This window comes from Bradyrhizobium campsiandrae (assembly GCF_014529705.1).
Lineage (GTDB): Bacteria > Pseudomonadota > Alphaproteobacteria > Rhizobiales > Xanthobacteraceae > Bradyrhizobium > Bradyrhizobium campsiandrae.
This window is the reverse complement of sequence record NZ_JAANIH010000041.1, coordinates 18,196-33,022: the sequence shown is the minus strand read 5'-3', so window position 1 is coordinate 33,022 and position 14,827 is coordinate 18,196. Positions and strand designations below refer to the sequence as shown.

Sequence of the window (14,827 nt, the reverse complement as noted above, 5' to 3'; positions counted from 1 at the left end):
TCCGGAATAACGGCGGAACTCACGCGAGCTTCTTCACTTCCGGCCCGGACGGCTGATGCAACTCGGCATGCGCATCATCGGCGATCCAGGGCTGCTGGTTCACCATCGGCAGCCGCCAGACGCTGCGCGCGGGGCTGGCGAAATAATCGAGCCGCGTGATCGAGACATTGTCGATGTCGAACGACAGCGCCTTCTCGACCTGGCCATCCAGCGCGAGGCCGATCGCCGCCTTGATGGTGCCGCCATGCGCAACCGCAATCACGTCCTGTCCGGCCGCCTCATTGTTGATCCGCTCGATCGTCCGACGCGCCCTGTTATAGAGATCCATGAAGCTCTCGCCGCCGGGCGCGGGCTCGTTGATGTCGGCGAACCAGCTCGAACCGACGGGACGGCTGGCGATAAAGGCAGCGCGATTCATGCCCTGCCATTTTCCGAGATTCTGTTCGGCAAGGTCGGCTTCCCACGTCATCGAGTCAGGCTTTGGGTAGCCCGCCGCCCAGATCGCTTCCGCGGTCTGATGCGTGCGCATCAGATTGCTCGAATACCAGACCGCCTTGCGCGGCAGCACCTTGGCAACCGCATTGAACACGTAAGTGTCGCTGGTGTCGCAGGGAAGATCGCTCTGTCCGTAGATGTTGCCACCGTCATTGCGCACGGGGGCGTGACGAACCCACCACCAGCGCGTCGTGATCACATCAGGCTTGTCTGCGGTTGCCATTGAAGCCCTTCCATCTCGTGTGATGTCGCTGTACGTCAGGTGTGAACGCGTCTCAAGACACTTTGCCGTTTGAAATTCTGTTTGAAATTCCGTCGCGCGGCAAGCGTCGCGCGAGAACCAAAAGGGAGAAACGCATGGGCCGCCTGCAAGGCAAATCCGTCATCATCACCGGCGCTGGCAGCGGCATCGGCCGCGCGGCTGCGCACCTCTTCACCAAGGAAGGCGCAAAACTGATTGCCGTCGATCGCACCGAGGCGGTGAAGGAGACGGTGGACGAGATCAAGAAGGCCGGCGGCGTTGCGGAAGCGATGCTCGCCGATGCCGGTTCCGAGAAGGACGTCATCGCCGTCATCGACAAGGCGGTGAAGACGCATGGCCGGCTCGACGTGATCTGGGCCAATGCCGGCATTTCCGGCGGGCTCATTCCGCTCGGCGAGCAGACCGTCGAACATTGGCAGGAGGTGCTGCGCGTCAATCTGATCGGGCCGTTCCTCGCCGTGAAGCATGCGATGCCGCACATGGTGAAGCAACAGTCCGGCGCGATCGTGCTCACTGCATCCGTCGCGGGCCTCAAGGCCGGCGCCAGCGGGCACCCCTATGCCGCGAGCAAGGCCGGCGTGATCAGCCTCGTGCAAACCACCGCCTACTCGCTCACCGGCACCGGCGTTCGCATCAACGCGGTGTGCCCCGGCCTGATCGAAACCGGCATGACCAAGCCGATCTTCGACCGCGCGAAAGAGCGCGGCACCCAGGACAAGATCGGCCAGCTCAATCCGCTCAAGCGCCCCGGCCAGCCGCACGAGCTCGCCGCGATGGGATTGTTCCTGGCCAGCGACGAAGCGTCGTATGTGAATGGCCAGGCATTCCCGGTCGATGGCGGCCTCACGGCGTCGATGCCGTATACGGGAAAGCCGGTCTGACACTGTCTCGAGTCCCGGACGCGCTGCAGCGTCTTACGCTGCTGCGCTACGTCCGGGGCACGATCTCGCGTTTTGGGCACACCTGCATCAATATCGTCATTGCGAGCGCAGCGAAGCAATCCAGAATCTTTCCACGGATGCATTTCTGGATTGCTTCGCTGCGCTCGCAATGACGGAGTACGCGGTGGGCAGCGTCGCTATATTCATTTCGCATTTCCATCGCAGACACGCATTCGCATCCTCGCGGCTCATCTCGCCGAGCTTTGCTAACTCGCCCGCCGGCGGGTGGGGCCAAATCTCGTAAGTCTGTGTGATTTGCCTGACCAGCCGTCACATTGGTATGGTTCCTGCAGGCAACTTCAGCCTCTGCAATCCCCTGACAAGACTGTGACAATGCCAAGCTCAAGACCCGACCGTATTCGCAAGCTGCTCGCCGACCTCGTCTCGTTCGACACGATCAGCGATCGCACCAACCTGCCCTTGATCGCGCATATCGAGAGCTACCTCGCCGGCTTCGGCATCGGCTTCGAGCGCATCACCGACGTAACCGGCGAGAAAGCCTCGCTCTGGGTGACGATCGGCCCCGAGGATCGGCCGGGCTATGTCCTGTCGGGCCATACCGACGTCGTGCCGGTCGTGGGCCAGGATTGGAGCCATGATCCCTTCAAGCTGGTCGAGCGCGACGGCAAGCTCTTTGGCCGCGGCACCACCGACATGAAGGGCTTTGTCGCGGTGTGCCTTGCGATGGTGCCGGAGATGCTCGAAGCGAAGCTGAATACGCCGATCCATCTTGCGATCTCCTATGACGAGGAGATCGGCTGCGTCGGCGTCCGCCCGATGCTTCGCGAGGTCGCCAAGAAGAAGGTACGGCCGCTCGGCGCCTTCATCGGCGAGCCGACCGAGATGAAGGTCATCATCGGCCACAAGGGCAAGCACGGCGTACGTGCGACCTTCCACGGCCTCGCCCGCCATTCCTCGATCGCGCCCGACGGCGTCAACGCGATCGAATATGCCGCCGAGTTGATCACCGAGATCCGCCGCCGCGCCGTGAAGCTTGCGGGCGAAGCCGAGCGCAACAGCCTTTACGACGTGCCGCACTCGACGCTGCTGACCAGCATCGTCCATGGCGGCGCGGCGCTGAACATCGTGCCCGATACCTGCACGGTGGATTTCGAATGCCGCGGCATCGGCATCACCGAATCCAGGGAGGTGACGGATGCGATCGTCGCCTGGGCCAAGGCCGAGCTTGAGCCGGCGATGAAGGCGAGACACCCCGAATGCGGCATCGATTTCGAGGAGATCCTCGATTACCCCGCCCTCGACACCAGGGCCGATGCGGCGATCGTGACGCTGGCCAAGAGCCTTGCGGGCCGGAACGACCACGCCAAGGTCGCCTTCGGCACCGAAGCGAGCTTGTTCGCCAGCATGGCCGACATCCCCTCCGTGGTGATCGGCCCTGGCGCGATCGCGCAGGCGCACACGCCGGATGAGTTCGTGGAGATGGCCGAGCTGGAGAAATGCGCGGGCTTCGTGGAGAAGCTGATCGCGCATTGTGCGAAGACATAGGCGACGCTGCCGCAGGCAGTGGACCGCGCCTCATCGCTCCTGCAAGGCCAGCCGCACGCCGACAGCGCAGTAGATGGTCCCGACCACTTTGCCCTGCCACTTCACCACAGCAGGATGGCGGCGCAGGAGAGAGCCAAGGCGGCCCGCGCCAACGGCAAACACGACCGTGCTGACGAGGCCGAGCAGCACGAAGACAATGCCGAGGGTCGCGAGTTGAAGCGCGGTCGAGCCGTGCTCCGGCCGTACGAATTGCGGCAGGAAGGCGAGGAAGAACAGCGCCGTCTTGGGATTGAGCACCTCGGTCAGCACAGCCTGCCGGAAGGCGCGGCCCGCGCTGATGGCAGGCACACCGCCGTTCAGCTCGACCGGAGCCTTGTCGAGCATGGCGCGAATGCCGAGATAGATCAGGAACGCCGCGCCGGCATATTTGACGATGCTGAACAGCAGCGCCGACGTCGCAACAATGGCCGACAAGCCGACAATCGCCATCGATGTGTGGATCAAGTCCCCCGCCGCAATCCCCGCTCCCGTCGCGATACCGACCTTTGTGCCGGAGCTTGCCGCCCGTGCCATGGTGAGCAGCGTCGCCGGACCCGGAATGAAAACGAAGCCGAGCACGATGACGATGTAGGTGACAAGGGTGGCGTGGTCGATCATGGGCGGCGGCTCCGAAGGCGTATCAGTGCAGAAGGCTGAACGATGGCGAATAGTCCACCGGCACGAGCAGGCGGTCCTCGATTTGCCCTACCATGAGTCCGTGCTCGGCGTGAGTGACCCGCTTGATCTCGGCCCACTCGGCGTCCGCCATGAAGGCCGACCATGCCGACGTCTTGGTTGCCTCGTCCGGCCACTCCAGCAGATAGGCGAACTCGGTGCGATCACCGGACTTTGTGTCCCACATCGCCACGATCTGAAAGCCATACTTGGTGCGCATGATGCGCGCGGCATGGTCGCGAAAACGGGGCGTGGAAGGCAGCCTTGTTCTTTTCGAAGATTTCGTAGATGCGCAGTTGCTGGATCATGATTGGTCTCCTTGGGGAGGAGATATGGTCGGAGGCCGCGGTGTCAAACCAGGGACTAGGTGGCGGCACAGCGCTGCGGGCGTTTGCGCATCCTATTGTTGCGCGGCGCGAACGGCGGATTATGCTCCGCTAATCCGCCCTACGGCACCGGCGCGAATTGCGGGTCTCGTATTCCGCCTCCTCGTCATTGCGAGCGCAGCGAAGCAATCCAGACTGCCGCCGCGGGAAAATTCTGGATTGCTTCGCTGCGCTCGCAATGACGGAGTGTGTGGCGACAGCACCGCTCCAAGCGCGGCCGTCAGCCGCGCTCTTCGCTCTTCCTACACCGCGCCCGCCTTCTGCGCGTAGTCCCAGGATGCCTTCGACAGCGGCACGGTGCGCTTGGCTGACTCCAGCGCCTTGGCGTTGGCGGCGGTGCCGTCGCGGACGCGGCCGGCGATGCCTTGGGTGATGCCGGCGAGGCGGAACAGATTGTAGGCGAAATACCAGTTGAGGTCAGGCACCGTCATCTTGGTGACGTTGCAATAGATCTGGGCGGCCTCTTCCAGGCTCGGGATGTTGAGCGCCTTCAAATCTGCGCCCTCGAGGCCCGGCATGATCCACTGCATCAGGAGGTAGGTGAAGTCGGCCATGGGATCGCCGAGCGTCGACAGCTCCCAGTCGAGCACGGCCTGCACGCGCGGTTCCGTCGCGTGGAAAATCATGTTGTCGAGCCGATAGTCGCCATGGACGATCGAGACCCGCGCCTGCTCCGGCACGGTCTTGGGCAACCATTCGGCGACCTTCTCGAACTCCGGAATGTGCTGGGTCTCGGAGGCGCGATATTGCTTGGTCCAGCGATCGATCTGCCGCGCAAAGTAATTGCCGGGCTTGCCGAAATCGCCGAGACCGATCGCGACTGGGTCGTACATATGGAGCTTGGCCAGCGTCTCGATCTTGCTGGTGAAGATTTTCCGGCGCGCATCGTTGTCCTGGCTCGGCAGCGTCGGATCCCAGAACACGCGCCCCTCTTCCATCGACATGATGTAGAAGGCAGCGCCGATGACGCTGTCGTCCTGGCACAGCGCATAGGCATGCGCGACCGGGAAACCCTGCTTTCCAAGCGCTGCGATGACGCGGTACTCACGATCGACCGCATGCGCCGACGGCAGCAGCTTGCCGAACGGCTTTCGGCGCATCACGTAAGAGCGCTTCGGCGTGTTGAGCCGGTAGGTCGGATTGGACTGGCCGCCCTTGAACTGCAGCACGACCAGCGGGCCTTCGAAGCCTTCGACGTGCTCGCGCATCCAGGCCTCGAGCCTGAGCTCGTCGAAGCGATGACGCTCCTCGACCGGCTTGGTGCCCGAGAACTCTTCGTCTTTCCTGACGCCGTCAGCCACGGTGACGCTCCCTCTTCAGTCCGAACATGATCCTAATCGGTAACCGCTGACGCACTTGCGTCAAGCGGTCATTGCCGAATGCGGATCATGCCCGTGTCGTTTCTTCAAGTCGGAAGCGCCGCGCAGCCCTCCCGCTTAGTGCTTGGGAGAGTTGGCATACTTCCGAACTTCGAGCCGTGCAATGGCGCGATTGTGCACCTCGTCCGGACCGTCGGCGAGACGCAGGGTGCGGATGTGGGCGTAGTCCTTGGCAAGGCCGGCATCATCGGAAACGCCGGCGCCGCCGAACGCCTGGATCGCCTCGTCGATGATCTTCAGCGCCATGTTGGGCGCTGCGACCTTGATCATGGCGATCTCGGCCTGCGCGGTCTTGTTGCCGACCTTGTCCATCATGTCGGCGGCCTTGAGGCACAGCAGACGCGTCATTTCGATGTTGGTGCGGGCTTCGCCGATGCGCTGCTCCCACACCGAGTGTTCAACGATCTTCTTGCCGAAGGCGGTGCGCGAGGAAAGCCGCTTCACCATCTTCTCCAGCGCCTCTTCGGCCTTGCCGATGGTGCGCATGCAGTGATGAATACGGCCGGGGCCGAGGCGGCCCTGCGCGATCTCGAAGCCGCGGCCTTCGCCGAGCAGGATGTTCTCCTTCGGAACGCGCACATTCTCGAGCAGCACCTGGGCATGGCCGTGCGGCGCGTCATCGAAGCCGAACACGGGCAGCATCTTCTCGACCTTGATGCCTGGCGTGTCGAGCGGAACCAGGATCTGCGACTGCTGCTGATGCTTGGCCGCGTTGAAATCGGTCTTGCCCATCAGGATCGCGATCTTGCAGCGGGGATCGCCGACGCCGGACGACCACCATTTGCGGCCGTTGATGACGTAGTGATCGCCGTCCTTCTCGATCCGGGTCTCGATGTTGGTCGCGTCGGACGAGGCCACCGCCGGTTCGGTCATCAGGAAGGCGGAGCGGATCTCGCCGTCCATCAGCGGGCGCAGCCATTTGCGCTTCTGCTCCTTGGAGCCGTAGCGGATGAACACTTCCATGTTGCCGGTGTCGGGCGCCGAGCAGTTGAAGACTTCCGAGGCCCAGGTGATGCGGCCCATCTCTTCCGACAGCAGGGCATATTCGAGATTGGTCAATCCCGCACCGCGGAATTCGTCGTCCTCATGCTCGCTCGGCGGCATGAACATGTTCCAGAGGCCTTCCGCCTTGGCCTTCTTCTTGAGGTCTTCGAGAACAGGAATCACCTTCCAGCGGTCGCCGCTCTTGTCCTGCTGATCGTAGATCGGCACCGCCGGACGCACATGCTTGGCCATGAAGGATTGCACGCGCTCGAGCCATTCCTTCTGCTTGGGCGACATATCGAAGTCCATGGGACGCTCCTCGTCTCTCTTTGCGATCTCGTTTTGCGCCGGACTGTCCTCCCGCCTCGCTCTGCCCGCAAGCGCGAATGCGCCCCCTGCGAGACCTCGGAACCGGCTCGCCTATTGCGAACGAGTTGCGATTGCGGATTGACTTTGTCCGGCCTTCAAACGATAGTTTCATACAAGTGTTTGAATTGCAACTCCCTCCCCTGAGGGCATCCATGGCCAGCGATCATACGAGGTCTGCCATTCTCGCCGCCGCCGAACGGCTCTATGCCGATCGCGGCTTCGGCGACGTCACGCTGCGCGACATCGTCGCGGAGGCCAACGTCAATCTGGCCGCGGTGAACTACCATTTCGGTTCGAAGGACGAACTGATCGCGGAATTATTCGTGACCCGCTCGATCGCGACCAACCGCGAGCGCCTGCGCGAGTTGAAGGCCGCGGAGGAAGCAGGCGGCGGCCGCGCACCGATCGAGGTGATCCTGCGGGCGCTGGTCGGGCCGACCTTGCGTGGATGCCTCGGGCCGGAAAACCAGCGTTCCACCGCGGCGCGCTTCATGATCCGCGCCTCGATCGAATCCGTGCCGCCGATCCGCCGCATCAAGAACCGCGAGATCGATCATTTGCGGAAATTCGCCGGCGCGATGCGCCGTTCCCTGCCCGACCGCAGCGACGTCGACATCTATTGGGGACTCAACTTCGCGCTCGCCATGGCGCACCACACCATCCGCGAAAGCGAGCGCCTGACAAAGCTGTCGGAAGGCCAATGCGACCTCGACGACGTCGAGGACGTGGTCGCGCGCGTCGTCAGCGTCGCGACCATGGCGCTGACGATGGCGAAGGCCGAGACCAAGGCGCCCTCACGGCTCGCGGCACGATAGCGGTTCACAGCATCGCGATGCAGTCGATCTCGATGTCGAAAGGCCCGGTCCATTCGGGGATGCAGACGAAGATCCGCGCCGGCGGCTGTTCCGGAAAGTAACGCGCATAGATCGCGTTGAAGACGGGGAAGTGTTTGGCCGAGGTGCAGTAGACGTTGCACTTCATGACGTTGTCGAGCGAGGCGCCGGCCGCGTGAAGGCACAGCTTCAACTGCTCCATGATCAATTCGCTCTGGCGCTCGATCGGCACCGCTGCGATCTCGCCCGTCTCGGGATCGAACGGCGGCAGGCCGGAGACGAAGATCATGTTGCCGGCGCGCGTCACGGGCGAAGCCGGCGCCTTCCAGCGATCGAGATAGGTCGAGACAGGTTCGACGCGAAGCGCTTCGCGTTTCATGGGCCACTCCTTCGGTTCAAGCGGGACGGCTGCCAGGCTACGCCGTTATGCAGCCGGCATGTTTCGCCAGAGCTCGAAGTGTGGTTGCGGGGGTCAGCCCCGGTGCGGCATCTCCTCGGCCTCTTCCTTGGCGAGCAGCAGCAGCATCTCGATGCCCATGTCGCCTTCCTGCGGCGAACGGATGAACTTGATTTCCTCGGCGCTTTGCCGCAGCGCGGCAATGATGGCGACAGCCTGGTTGGCCGTTGCCGCCTCTGTCGCCAGAATGGCCTTCTGGTCCTTGGCCTGGAACCCGATCGTGTAGGACATCCATTTCCCTCCCGGAGCAAGTGGAGGGATCGAATCAGAGTCGGACGCGAAGCGGAAGCCTGTGCGACTACGGACCGGGATTATCTGGGGATTGCGCGCAAGCCTCGCGCAAGGCCGCGAGATCGTCATGCTTCCGTTACATGCTGGCGGGCCGACCCGCGCGCGGACGAGAAGGAAAGCGCTAGATGATCCCCTGCTGCTTCAGCGCCTCGATTTTCTCCGCATCATAGCCGAGCTTGCCGCCGAGCACTTCCTGCGTGTGCTCGCCGAGCAGCGGCGGGGCGCGGTAAGTCTCGATCGGCGTCTCCGAAAGGGTCAGCGCGTTGCGGATCAGCGACAGGTCGGGCTGGAACGGATGGTCGACCTTCACCCGCATGCCGCGGGACTGCACGTGCGGATCGGAGAACACCTGCTCGAAATTGTTGATCGGGCCCGAGGGCACGCCGGCCTCCTCCAGCTTCTCCAGCCAATAGGCCACCGGCTGCTTCAGGAACAGGCCGGCGAAGATCGCCATGATCTCCTTGCCGTGCACGACGCGGTCGTTGTTCTTGACGAAGCGCGGATCGCTGGCGAGTTCCGGCGCACCGAGCACGGCGCAGGTCTTCCGGAACTGGCCGTCATTGCCGACCACCACCATCAGCTCGCCGTCGGTGCAGCGGAAGACGCCGGCCGGCATGCCGCCATTGCCCCAGGTGCCGCGGCGCGGCGGGATCTTGCCGTTGACGAGATAGATCTGCAGCCAGTGGCTGAGCGAGGCGATCACGGTGTCGAACAGGCAGACGTCGAGATGCTGCCCGACGCCGCCATTGGCGTCGCGATTGTAGAGCGCCGAGAGAATCCCGATCGAGGCGTTCATGCCGGTCATGTAATCGACGATGGAGGGACCGACCTTCATCGGGCCCTCCCCGGGTTCGCCGTCGATATGGCCGGTGACGCTCATCAGGCCGCCCATGGCCTGGAGGATCGCGTCATAGCCGGCGCGCGGCGCGTAAGGCCCGGTCTGGCCGAAACCGGTCACCGAGCAATAGATGATTTTTGGGTTGATCGCCTTGATGGTCTCGTAGTCGAGGCCGTAGCGCTTGAGATCGCCGACCTTGTAGTTCTCCATGAACACGTCGGCGTCCTTGGCGAGCTCACGGATGATCGCCTGCCCCTCGGGCTTGGCGATGTTGACGGTGACCGACTTCTTGTTGCGGTTGGCGCAGAGATAGAACGAATTGTTATTGTTGGCCTTGCCCTCGGGATCGGTCAGGTAAGGCGGGCCGAAGGCGCGCGCGTCATCGCCGGTACCGGGCCGCTCGATCTTGATCACTTCGGCGCCGAGATCGCCCAGCATCTGGGCCGACAGCGGCCCGGCGAGCACGCGCGTGAGGTCAAGGATCTTGATGCCTGAGAGCGGCAGGGCCGACATGTCGATTTCCTCCGGGGAACTGGATCTTGAACTGGATCTTGGCGCTGTGCCCAAGGCCGTGCGCTTCCTGCGGATACACCATTTTGGTGTCCCGAGCACTGCACTGGCGGCATACGGCCATCCCTGCCCCGGCGGCTGACGCAGTCCCGCGGCGACGAATTCCACGCCGCGAATAACACCTCAGGTCGCGGCGACCGCAGCCAATCGCGGACGTCGCCGCCCGAGCATCATCAGGATCAGCACCGTCGCACAGGAAATCACCAGCGTCAGGCCAAGCGCGCCGCGGCTGCCGAACTGGGTGAGCAGGCCGGCGAGCAGCGGCGGCGAGATCGCGGAGGCGAGATTGAGCGGCAATGCGATCATCGACATCGCCTTGGCGAATTCGGCCTGGTCGTAGAACACGAGCGGGATCGTCGCTCGCGCCACCGCCATGGCGCCGCTGCCCGCGCCATAGAGCAGGATGAAGGTCGCCACCGCCCAGGTCGCGCCCTCGCTCAGCATCAGCAGCATCATGGCGACGGGAAGCGCCGTGCCCGCCACGATCCCGGTGGTGATGCCATCCCAGCGACCGCCGCCGAGAAGGTCCAGGCCGCGGGCGCTGACCTGGATCACGCCGAGCATGGAGCCGAATGCAAGCGCCTGCGCGGGCGCAAGGCCCTCCGCTCGCAACAGCTCGAGCAGGATGGCGCTGATGCCGAAATTGACGAAGGCATTCATCGTGATCACGCAGACGACGAGACCGAAGGTGCTTTTTGGAATCGCAGGCGGCGGCGCAGCCTTGATGGCCTCGCCACCATCGTCAGCGGCGATCTTGCGGCGCGGCGCGACAAACGCATAAAGCGGAAGGTTGATGGCCAGCATCATCGCCGCATAGACCAGACAGGTGCCGCGCCAGCCGAGCCAGAAGCTGAGGAACGAGGTGGTCGGCCAGAAGATGCTGCTGGAGAGGCCGGTCACCAGCATCAGCGCGCCGATGGCATTCTTGGCGCCCCGCCCCGCGACCTCGTTGAGCATGATGTAGGCGCCGGTCGACAAGGTGGCGCTGCCGCCCATGCCGAGGATGATCCAGCCGGCAAAATAGAGCATCGGCTCGCGCGCGAAGAACAGCACGACATAGCCGGGCACAGAGACGACGGTGCCGACCATCATCACCTTGCGCGCGCCGTGCCGCGCAAAGGCCTTGGCGAGCCAGGGCGCGCACAGGCCCATGGTGACGTAGAGGACCGAGCTACCCGAGAACACCGCCGGCAGGCTCATGCCGAGATCGGCCCCGAGATCGCGGCCGACCACGGCCGGCAGGCCGATCGTACCCCATCCGATGAGTTGGGTGATTGCAAGCACCAGCAGGACCCCGATGAGCCTGCTGTCAGATTTCAAGAACCGCATTCCAGTCGTCGCCTGCCCGGCAGGCGCCGATCACGCCTGTGAACCCGTCTTACCCGCAGACTCGGCGCACGGGAACGCCGGCCGCCGAATGGCAGAAGGCGGCCAGAAGCATGTCAGGCCAATGTCAGGGACGGTCGCCCCCTACCTACCTGATAAGCCCGAGCAGGGACCGCGCCTCGGCCGCGGTCGCCACACGCCGGCCGTGGCGCGTGACGGCTGCACAGGCGATGCTGACGAGCTCGGCATTGCTGGCGGCGAGGCGCGTCTTGTCGATCCTGATATTGTCCTCTAGGCCGGTGCGAACCGCATCGGCACCGCGCGCCAGGGCCCAGCCCATGACCTCTGCCTGGTGGCGTCCGATCCCGGCCGCGGTCCAGGTCGCTTGCGGCATCAGGCGCCGCAGCTCTGCCAAGAGGATGTCGAGCACATGCTCGTCGGCCGGCATCGCGTTCTTGACGCCCATGACGAATTGCACGTGGGGACGCGCATCGATCAGCCCGGCCTCGATCAGGCGCCGGGCGCCGTGCAGATGCGACAGATCGAAGATCTCGATTTCCGGCCGGACGCCATTGGCCTTCATGCCGGTGGCAAGCGTTTCTACCAAAGCGGCGCTGTTCTCGTAGACAATGGTCGGAAAGTTCACCGACCCCGTGGACAGCGAGGCCATGTCGGGCCTCAGATAGAGCGATGACCCGCGCGCCGAGGGATCGCGGCCACGCCCGCCGGTCGAGAACTGCACGATCATGCCGGGACAATGCTTGCGGATCCCCTCCTGCACCAGCGCGAAGCGCTCCGGATCGGAGGACGGCGTCTCGTCATCGTTGCGAACATGGATATGCGCCAGCGTGGCGCCGGCCTCGAAAGCCTGGTGCGTCGATTCGATCTGCTCGGCCGGCAGGATCGGCACCGCGGGATTGTCCTTCTTGCGCGGAACGGAGCCGGTGATGGCGACGGCGACGACGACGGGGTTCATCTGGCGGCCTCATGATGATCGCGCTCACGCGCACGGAGTTCGAATAGGCGATGACGTAACGCGCGGAGCCATGCTGTTGCAAATCATCGATCGCAACGGCATGGCCTCCTTGCGCCTTTGTCAGGTCTGAATTGCGGCCGCACCGGTCGCCGCCTCCGTCCGCTGCCGATCATAGTCGGCCCGAGGGATTGGAACGGCCTGGGGATTACCGAGATCGTCGATGCTGATCCGGTAGGTTTCCCGGGCCGTGACCGCCGCCAGCGCCGCGATGACGGTGATGCCGAAGGCGATTGCCCCCACCGTCAGGGGAATGTTGGCCGAGCCGGGAGGCGCCACCGTCGCAAACAGCGCGGGGAGCAACGCGGTGATGGTGGTGCCGATGTTCTGCGAGATCGCCATCGCCGAGACGCGGGTGCGGGTCGGAAACAGCTCCGGATAGAAGCTCGGGAAGATCGCGTTATAGCCCTGATAGACGACGCCCCACATCAAGAGCGACAGCAGGATCGCCAGCGGTACGTTCCTGATGCTGATGGCATAGAGATAGCCGAACGCGAGCAGACCCGAGAGCAGCGCGCCGACGATGATCGGCGGCTTGCGACCGACCTTGTCGGAGAGATGGCCGACGAAGGGAATGACGAACACGGCGAGCATGTTTCCGAGCACCGGGATCCACAGATAGACGTCCTTGGCAAAACCGATGCCGTAGGCCGGCTGCACCGCGTAGGCAGCGCCGAAGATGGTGGCAACCACCGGGATGACGTTCATCAAAGCCATGCAGATGACCCTGAGCATGTCGGGCCAGCTCAGCTTGATGGCCTGGACGATCGGCGCCCGCGGCGTTTCTCCGCGCTCGCCCTCGCGGGCAAAGGCTGGTGTCTCCTCGACTTCGCGGCGGATGATGTAGCCGGCAACGATGACGAAGAAGCTGAGCAGGAACGGAATCCGCCAGCCCCAGCTGTTGAAGGCCTCGGCCGGCATGTAGGCGGCCAGTGGCAGGAAGACCGCGGCCGCCAAAATCTGTCCGGCCTGCACGCCCTGAAGGGCGAAGCTCGCATAGAAACCGCGCCGACCGAACGGCGCGTGCTCCAGGATCATCGAGCTGGCGCCGGAGATTTCACCGGCCACGGCAAAACCCTGGATCAGGCGCAGGATGACGAGCAGGATCGGCGCGAGGATGCCGACTTGGTGATAGGTCGGCAGGATGCCGACCGCCATGGTCGAGAGGCCCATCAGGAACATGCAGACGATGAGAACGGTCTTGCGGCCATGGGTATCGCCCCAATGCCCGAGCACGAAGGCGCCGATCGGCCGGGCCACATAGCCGACGCCATAGGTTGCCAGCGACGCGACGATGGCGACCGTGGGATTGTTCGACGGGAAGAAGATTTGCGGGAAGATCAGCGAGGCGGCGGTCGCGTAGATGAAGAAGTCATAATATTCGAGCGCCGACCCGATCCAGCCGCTCGCAGCGGCCTTCCTCGACTGGCTCGACTGATGGATTCCGGTCATCCTGGGAGTCCTCCGAACTGGTTTTTTTGGCGTCCCCTGGCGGGGCTTCTTGGAGAAATGGGGCAGCCCTCTCCGCGCGCGGTGCGGACTTTCCGCAAGCGTACGTCGCTGCCGATAGGTATTTGATTGACGCGACTTTAGGCTTCCGCCGGGCTAACACAATTACCCAGTTATGCGATAAACCTAACATGATGTTATTCCAGCGTCCGGAGCGCCCGAACGCTCATCACTCCGGCGGATTGAATGTCCGCACGAAATAGACGGGCTCGCTGCTCTTCTTCAGGCGATAGAGCTGTGCCGGGCGGTTCGGGCCGCGCCGCATCTTTGCGACCGGCTCGATCATGTCGGCCGACAGGATCCTTGTGCGGAAGGCGCTCTTCTCCAGCGGACGGTCGAGCACGATCTCGTAGACGCGCTGCAAATCCGGCAGCGTGAATTCCGCGGGCATCAGGTAAGCGGGCAGCGAGGTGTACTCCACCTTGTTGCGCAAGCGCTGGATCGCGCTTGCCAGGATGTCACCGTGATCGAAGGCGAGCTTCTCCTTCAGCCTTCCGCCGTGGATCGGACACCAGCGCGCATCTGGCGTGAGCACGCTTGCCTCCGCCGGAATCAGCGCGAAATAGGCGTGTGTCGCCGACCAGCCGCGCGGGTCGCGCGACGCGCTGCCCCAGCTTCCGAGCTGCTCCAGATAGGGGCTGGTGACGCCGGTCTTCTCCTTGAGCTTGCGCGCCGCGCAGGCCGCCAGATCACGGTCCTTCGCAACGTCGACGAAGCCGCCCGGCAGCGCCAGGAGAAGCGGAAACGGCTCGCCCTCGCCGGCCGGACGCTGCACCAGCAGCACCTGAAGCTTGTCGCCAGAAATCGAAAAGATCACGACGTCGACCGTGGTCAGCGGACGCGGGAAGTCCAAATGCCCTGACTTTCCAAGTCCTTGTCCAGATTCCTGGGCGCGGTCCTTACCCGCCATCGGCAACCTCCCCTGTTCGGCCTT

At 63.9% G+C, this 14,827-nt stretch carries 15 protein-coding genes; 3 read left to right on the top strand and 12 right to left on the bottom strand.

What is annotated here, in order from left to right; all coding sequences use genetic code 11:
- Positions 1-19 precede the first annotated feature (19 nt).
- On the bottom strand, positions 20-718 hold the full coding sequence (locus G8O24_RS26825) for a histidine phosphatase family protein (RefSeq protein ID WP_188104637.1): 699 nt from the start codon (positions 716-718) through the stop codon (positions 20-22).
- A gap of 134 nt (positions 719-852) precedes the next feature.
- On the opposite strand from G8O24_RS26825, the gene G8O24_RS26820 reads away from it, so the two are divergent.
- The gene (locus tag G8O24_RS26820) at positions 853-1,638 is read left to right on the top strand and encodes an SDR family NAD(P)-dependent oxidoreductase (RefSeq protein WP_188104636.1); all 786 of its coding nucleotides are present in this window, start codon (positions 853-855) and stop codon (positions 1,636-1,638) included.
- Between the two features lie 393 nt (positions 1,639-2,031).
- Positions 2,032-3,204 (top strand): acetylornithine deacetylase, encoded by a 1,173-nt coding sequence (argE, locus tag G8O24_RS26815; protein WP_188104634.1) that lies wholly within the window; start codon positions 2,032-2,034, stop codon positions 3,202-3,204.
- Between the two features lie 30 nt (positions 3,205-3,234).
- On the opposite strand, the gene G8O24_RS26810 is transcribed toward argE, so the two are convergent.
- The 4 genes from G8O24_RS26810 to G8O24_RS26795 all read right to left on the bottom strand — a co-directional run bounded on the left by G8O24_RS26810 (position 3,235) and on the right by G8O24_RS26795 (position 6,976).
- On the bottom strand, positions 3,235-3,861 hold the full coding sequence (locus tag G8O24_RS26810) for a LysE family translocator (protein WP_188104632.1): 627 nt from the start codon (positions 3,859-3,861) through the stop codon (positions 3,235-3,237).
- Positions 3,862-3,883: 22 nt separating this feature from the next.
- Positions 3,884-4,138 (bottom strand): NIPSNAP family protein, encoded by a 255-nt coding sequence (locus G8O24_RS26805; protein ID WP_244646002.1) that lies wholly within the window; start codon positions 4,136-4,138, stop codon positions 3,884-3,886.
- A gap of 408 nt (positions 4,139-4,546) precedes the next feature.
- Positions 4,547-5,605, bottom strand: coding sequence for a phosphotransferase family protein (locus tag G8O24_RS26800; RefSeq protein WP_188104630.1), 1,059 nt, complete (start codon positions 5,603-5,605; stop codon positions 4,547-4,549).
- Between the two features lie 135 nt (positions 5,606-5,740).
- Positions 5,741-6,976, bottom strand: a complete 1,236-nt coding sequence (locus G8O24_RS26795; protein WP_188104629.1) for an acyl-CoA dehydrogenase family protein — start codon at positions 6,974-6,976, stop codon at positions 5,741-5,743.
- Between the two features lie 212 nt (positions 6,977-7,188).
- On the opposite strand from G8O24_RS26795, the gene G8O24_RS26790 reads away from it, so the two are divergent.
- The gene (locus G8O24_RS26790) at positions 7,189-7,851 is read left to right on the top strand and encodes a TetR/AcrR family transcriptional regulator (RefSeq protein ID WP_188104627.1); all 663 of its coding nucleotides are present in this window, start codon (positions 7,189-7,191) and stop codon (positions 7,849-7,851) included.
- Between the two features lie 4 nt (positions 7,852-7,855).
- Here the strand turns inward: G8O24_RS26790 and G8O24_RS26785 are convergent, their stop codons facing one another.
- The 7 genes from G8O24_RS26785 to G8O24_RS26755 form a co-directional block, all read right to left on the bottom strand.
- Positions 7,856-8,248: a RidA family protein gene (locus tag G8O24_RS26785; protein WP_188104625.1), complete on the bottom strand. Its 393-nt coding sequence runs from the start codon at positions 8,246-8,248 to the stop codon at positions 7,856-7,858.
- Between the two features lie 93 nt (positions 8,249-8,341).
- A complete protein-coding gene (locus G8O24_RS26780) occupies positions 8,342-8,557 on the bottom strand; it encodes a hypothetical protein (RefSeq protein ID WP_188104624.1) in 216 nt (71 codons plus the stop codon).
- Between the two features lie 181 nt (positions 8,558-8,738).
- Positions 8,739-9,968 (bottom strand): CaiB/BaiF CoA transferase family protein, encoded by a 1,230-nt coding sequence (locus G8O24_RS26775; protein ID WP_188104622.1) that lies wholly within the window; start codon positions 9,966-9,968, stop codon positions 8,739-8,741.
- A 180-nt stretch (positions 9,969-10,148) separates the two neighbouring features.
- A complete protein-coding gene (locus G8O24_RS26770) occupies positions 10,149-11,354 on the bottom strand; it encodes an MFS transporter (protein ID WP_188104620.1) in 1,206 nt (401 codons plus the stop codon).
- 145 nt (positions 11,355-11,499) lie between these two features.
- Positions 11,500-12,327 (bottom strand): 3-oxoadipate:acetyl-CoA acetyltransferase, encoded by an 828-nt coding sequence (locus tag G8O24_RS26765; protein WP_188104619.1) that lies wholly within the window; start codon positions 12,325-12,327, stop codon positions 11,500-11,502.
- A gap of 120 nt (positions 12,328-12,447) precedes the next feature.
- Complete coding sequence (locus G8O24_RS26760; RefSeq protein ID WP_188104617.1) at positions 12,448-13,836, bottom strand: MFS transporter; 1,389 nt, start codon at positions 13,834-13,836, stop codon at positions 12,448-12,450.
- Positions 13,837-14,062: 226 nt separating this feature from the next.
- Positions 14,063-14,803: an NUDIX hydrolase gene (locus G8O24_RS26755; RefSeq protein WP_188104615.1), complete on the bottom strand. Its 741-nt coding sequence runs from the start codon at positions 14,801-14,803 to the stop codon at positions 14,063-14,065.
- Positions 14,804-14,827 lie beyond the last annotated feature (24 nt).

Excerpts from the sequence above, each read along its gene's own strand:
- G8O24_RS26825 (WP_188104637.1), bottom strand. The coding sequence starts at position 718 with ATGGCAACCGCAGACAAGCCTGATGTGATCACGACGCGCTGGTGGTGG.
- G8O24_RS26770 (WP_188104620.1), bottom strand. The coding sequence starts at position 11,354 with ATGCGGTTCTTGAAATCTGACAGCAGGCTCATCGGGGTCCTGCTGGTG.
- G8O24_RS26820 (WP_188104636.1), top strand. The coding sequence starts at position 853 with ATGGGCCGCCTGCAAGGCAAATCCGTCATCATCACCGGCGCTGGCAGC.
- G8O24_RS26755 (WP_188104615.1), bottom strand. The coding sequence starts at position 14,803 with ATGGCGGGTAAGGACCGCGCCCAGGAATCTGGACAAGGACTTGGAAAG.
- G8O24_RS26805 (WP_244646002.1), bottom strand. The coding sequence starts at position 4,138 with ATGCGCACCAAGTATGGCTTTCAGATCGTGGCGATGTGGGACACAAAG.
- G8O24_RS26790 (WP_188104627.1), top strand. The coding sequence starts at position 7,189 with ATGGCCAGCGATCATACGAGGTCTGCCATTCTCGCCGCCGCCGAACGG.
- G8O24_RS26810 (WP_188104632.1), bottom strand. The coding sequence starts at position 3,861 with ATGATCGACCACGCCACCCTTGTCACCTACATCGTCATCGTGCTCGGC.
- G8O24_RS26795 (WP_188104629.1), bottom strand. The coding sequence starts at position 6,976 with ATGGACTTCGATATGTCGCCCAAGCAGAAGGAATGGCTCGAGCGCGTG.
- G8O24_RS26780 (WP_188104624.1), bottom strand. The coding sequence starts at position 8,557 with ATGTCCTACACGATCGGGTTCCAGGCCAAGGACCAGAAGGCCATTCTG.
- G8O24_RS26775 (WP_188104622.1), bottom strand. The coding sequence starts at position 9,968 with ATGTCGGCCCTGCCGCTCTCAGGCATCAAGATCCTTGACCTCACGCGC.
- argE (WP_188104634.1), top strand. The coding sequence starts at position 2,032 with ATGCCAAGCTCAAGACCCGACCGTATTCGCAAGCTGCTCGCCGACCTC.
- G8O24_RS26760 (WP_188104617.1), bottom strand. The coding sequence starts at position 13,836 with ATGACCGGAATCCATCAGTCGAGCCAGTCGAGGAAGGCCGCTGCGAGC.
- G8O24_RS26785 (WP_188104625.1), bottom strand. The coding sequence starts at position 8,248 with ATGAAACGCGAAGCGCTTCGCGTCGAACCTGTCTCGACCTATCTCGAT.
- G8O24_RS26765 (WP_188104619.1), bottom strand. The coding sequence starts at position 12,327 with ATGAACCCCGTCGTCGTCGCCGTCGCCATCACCGGCTCCGTTCCGCGC.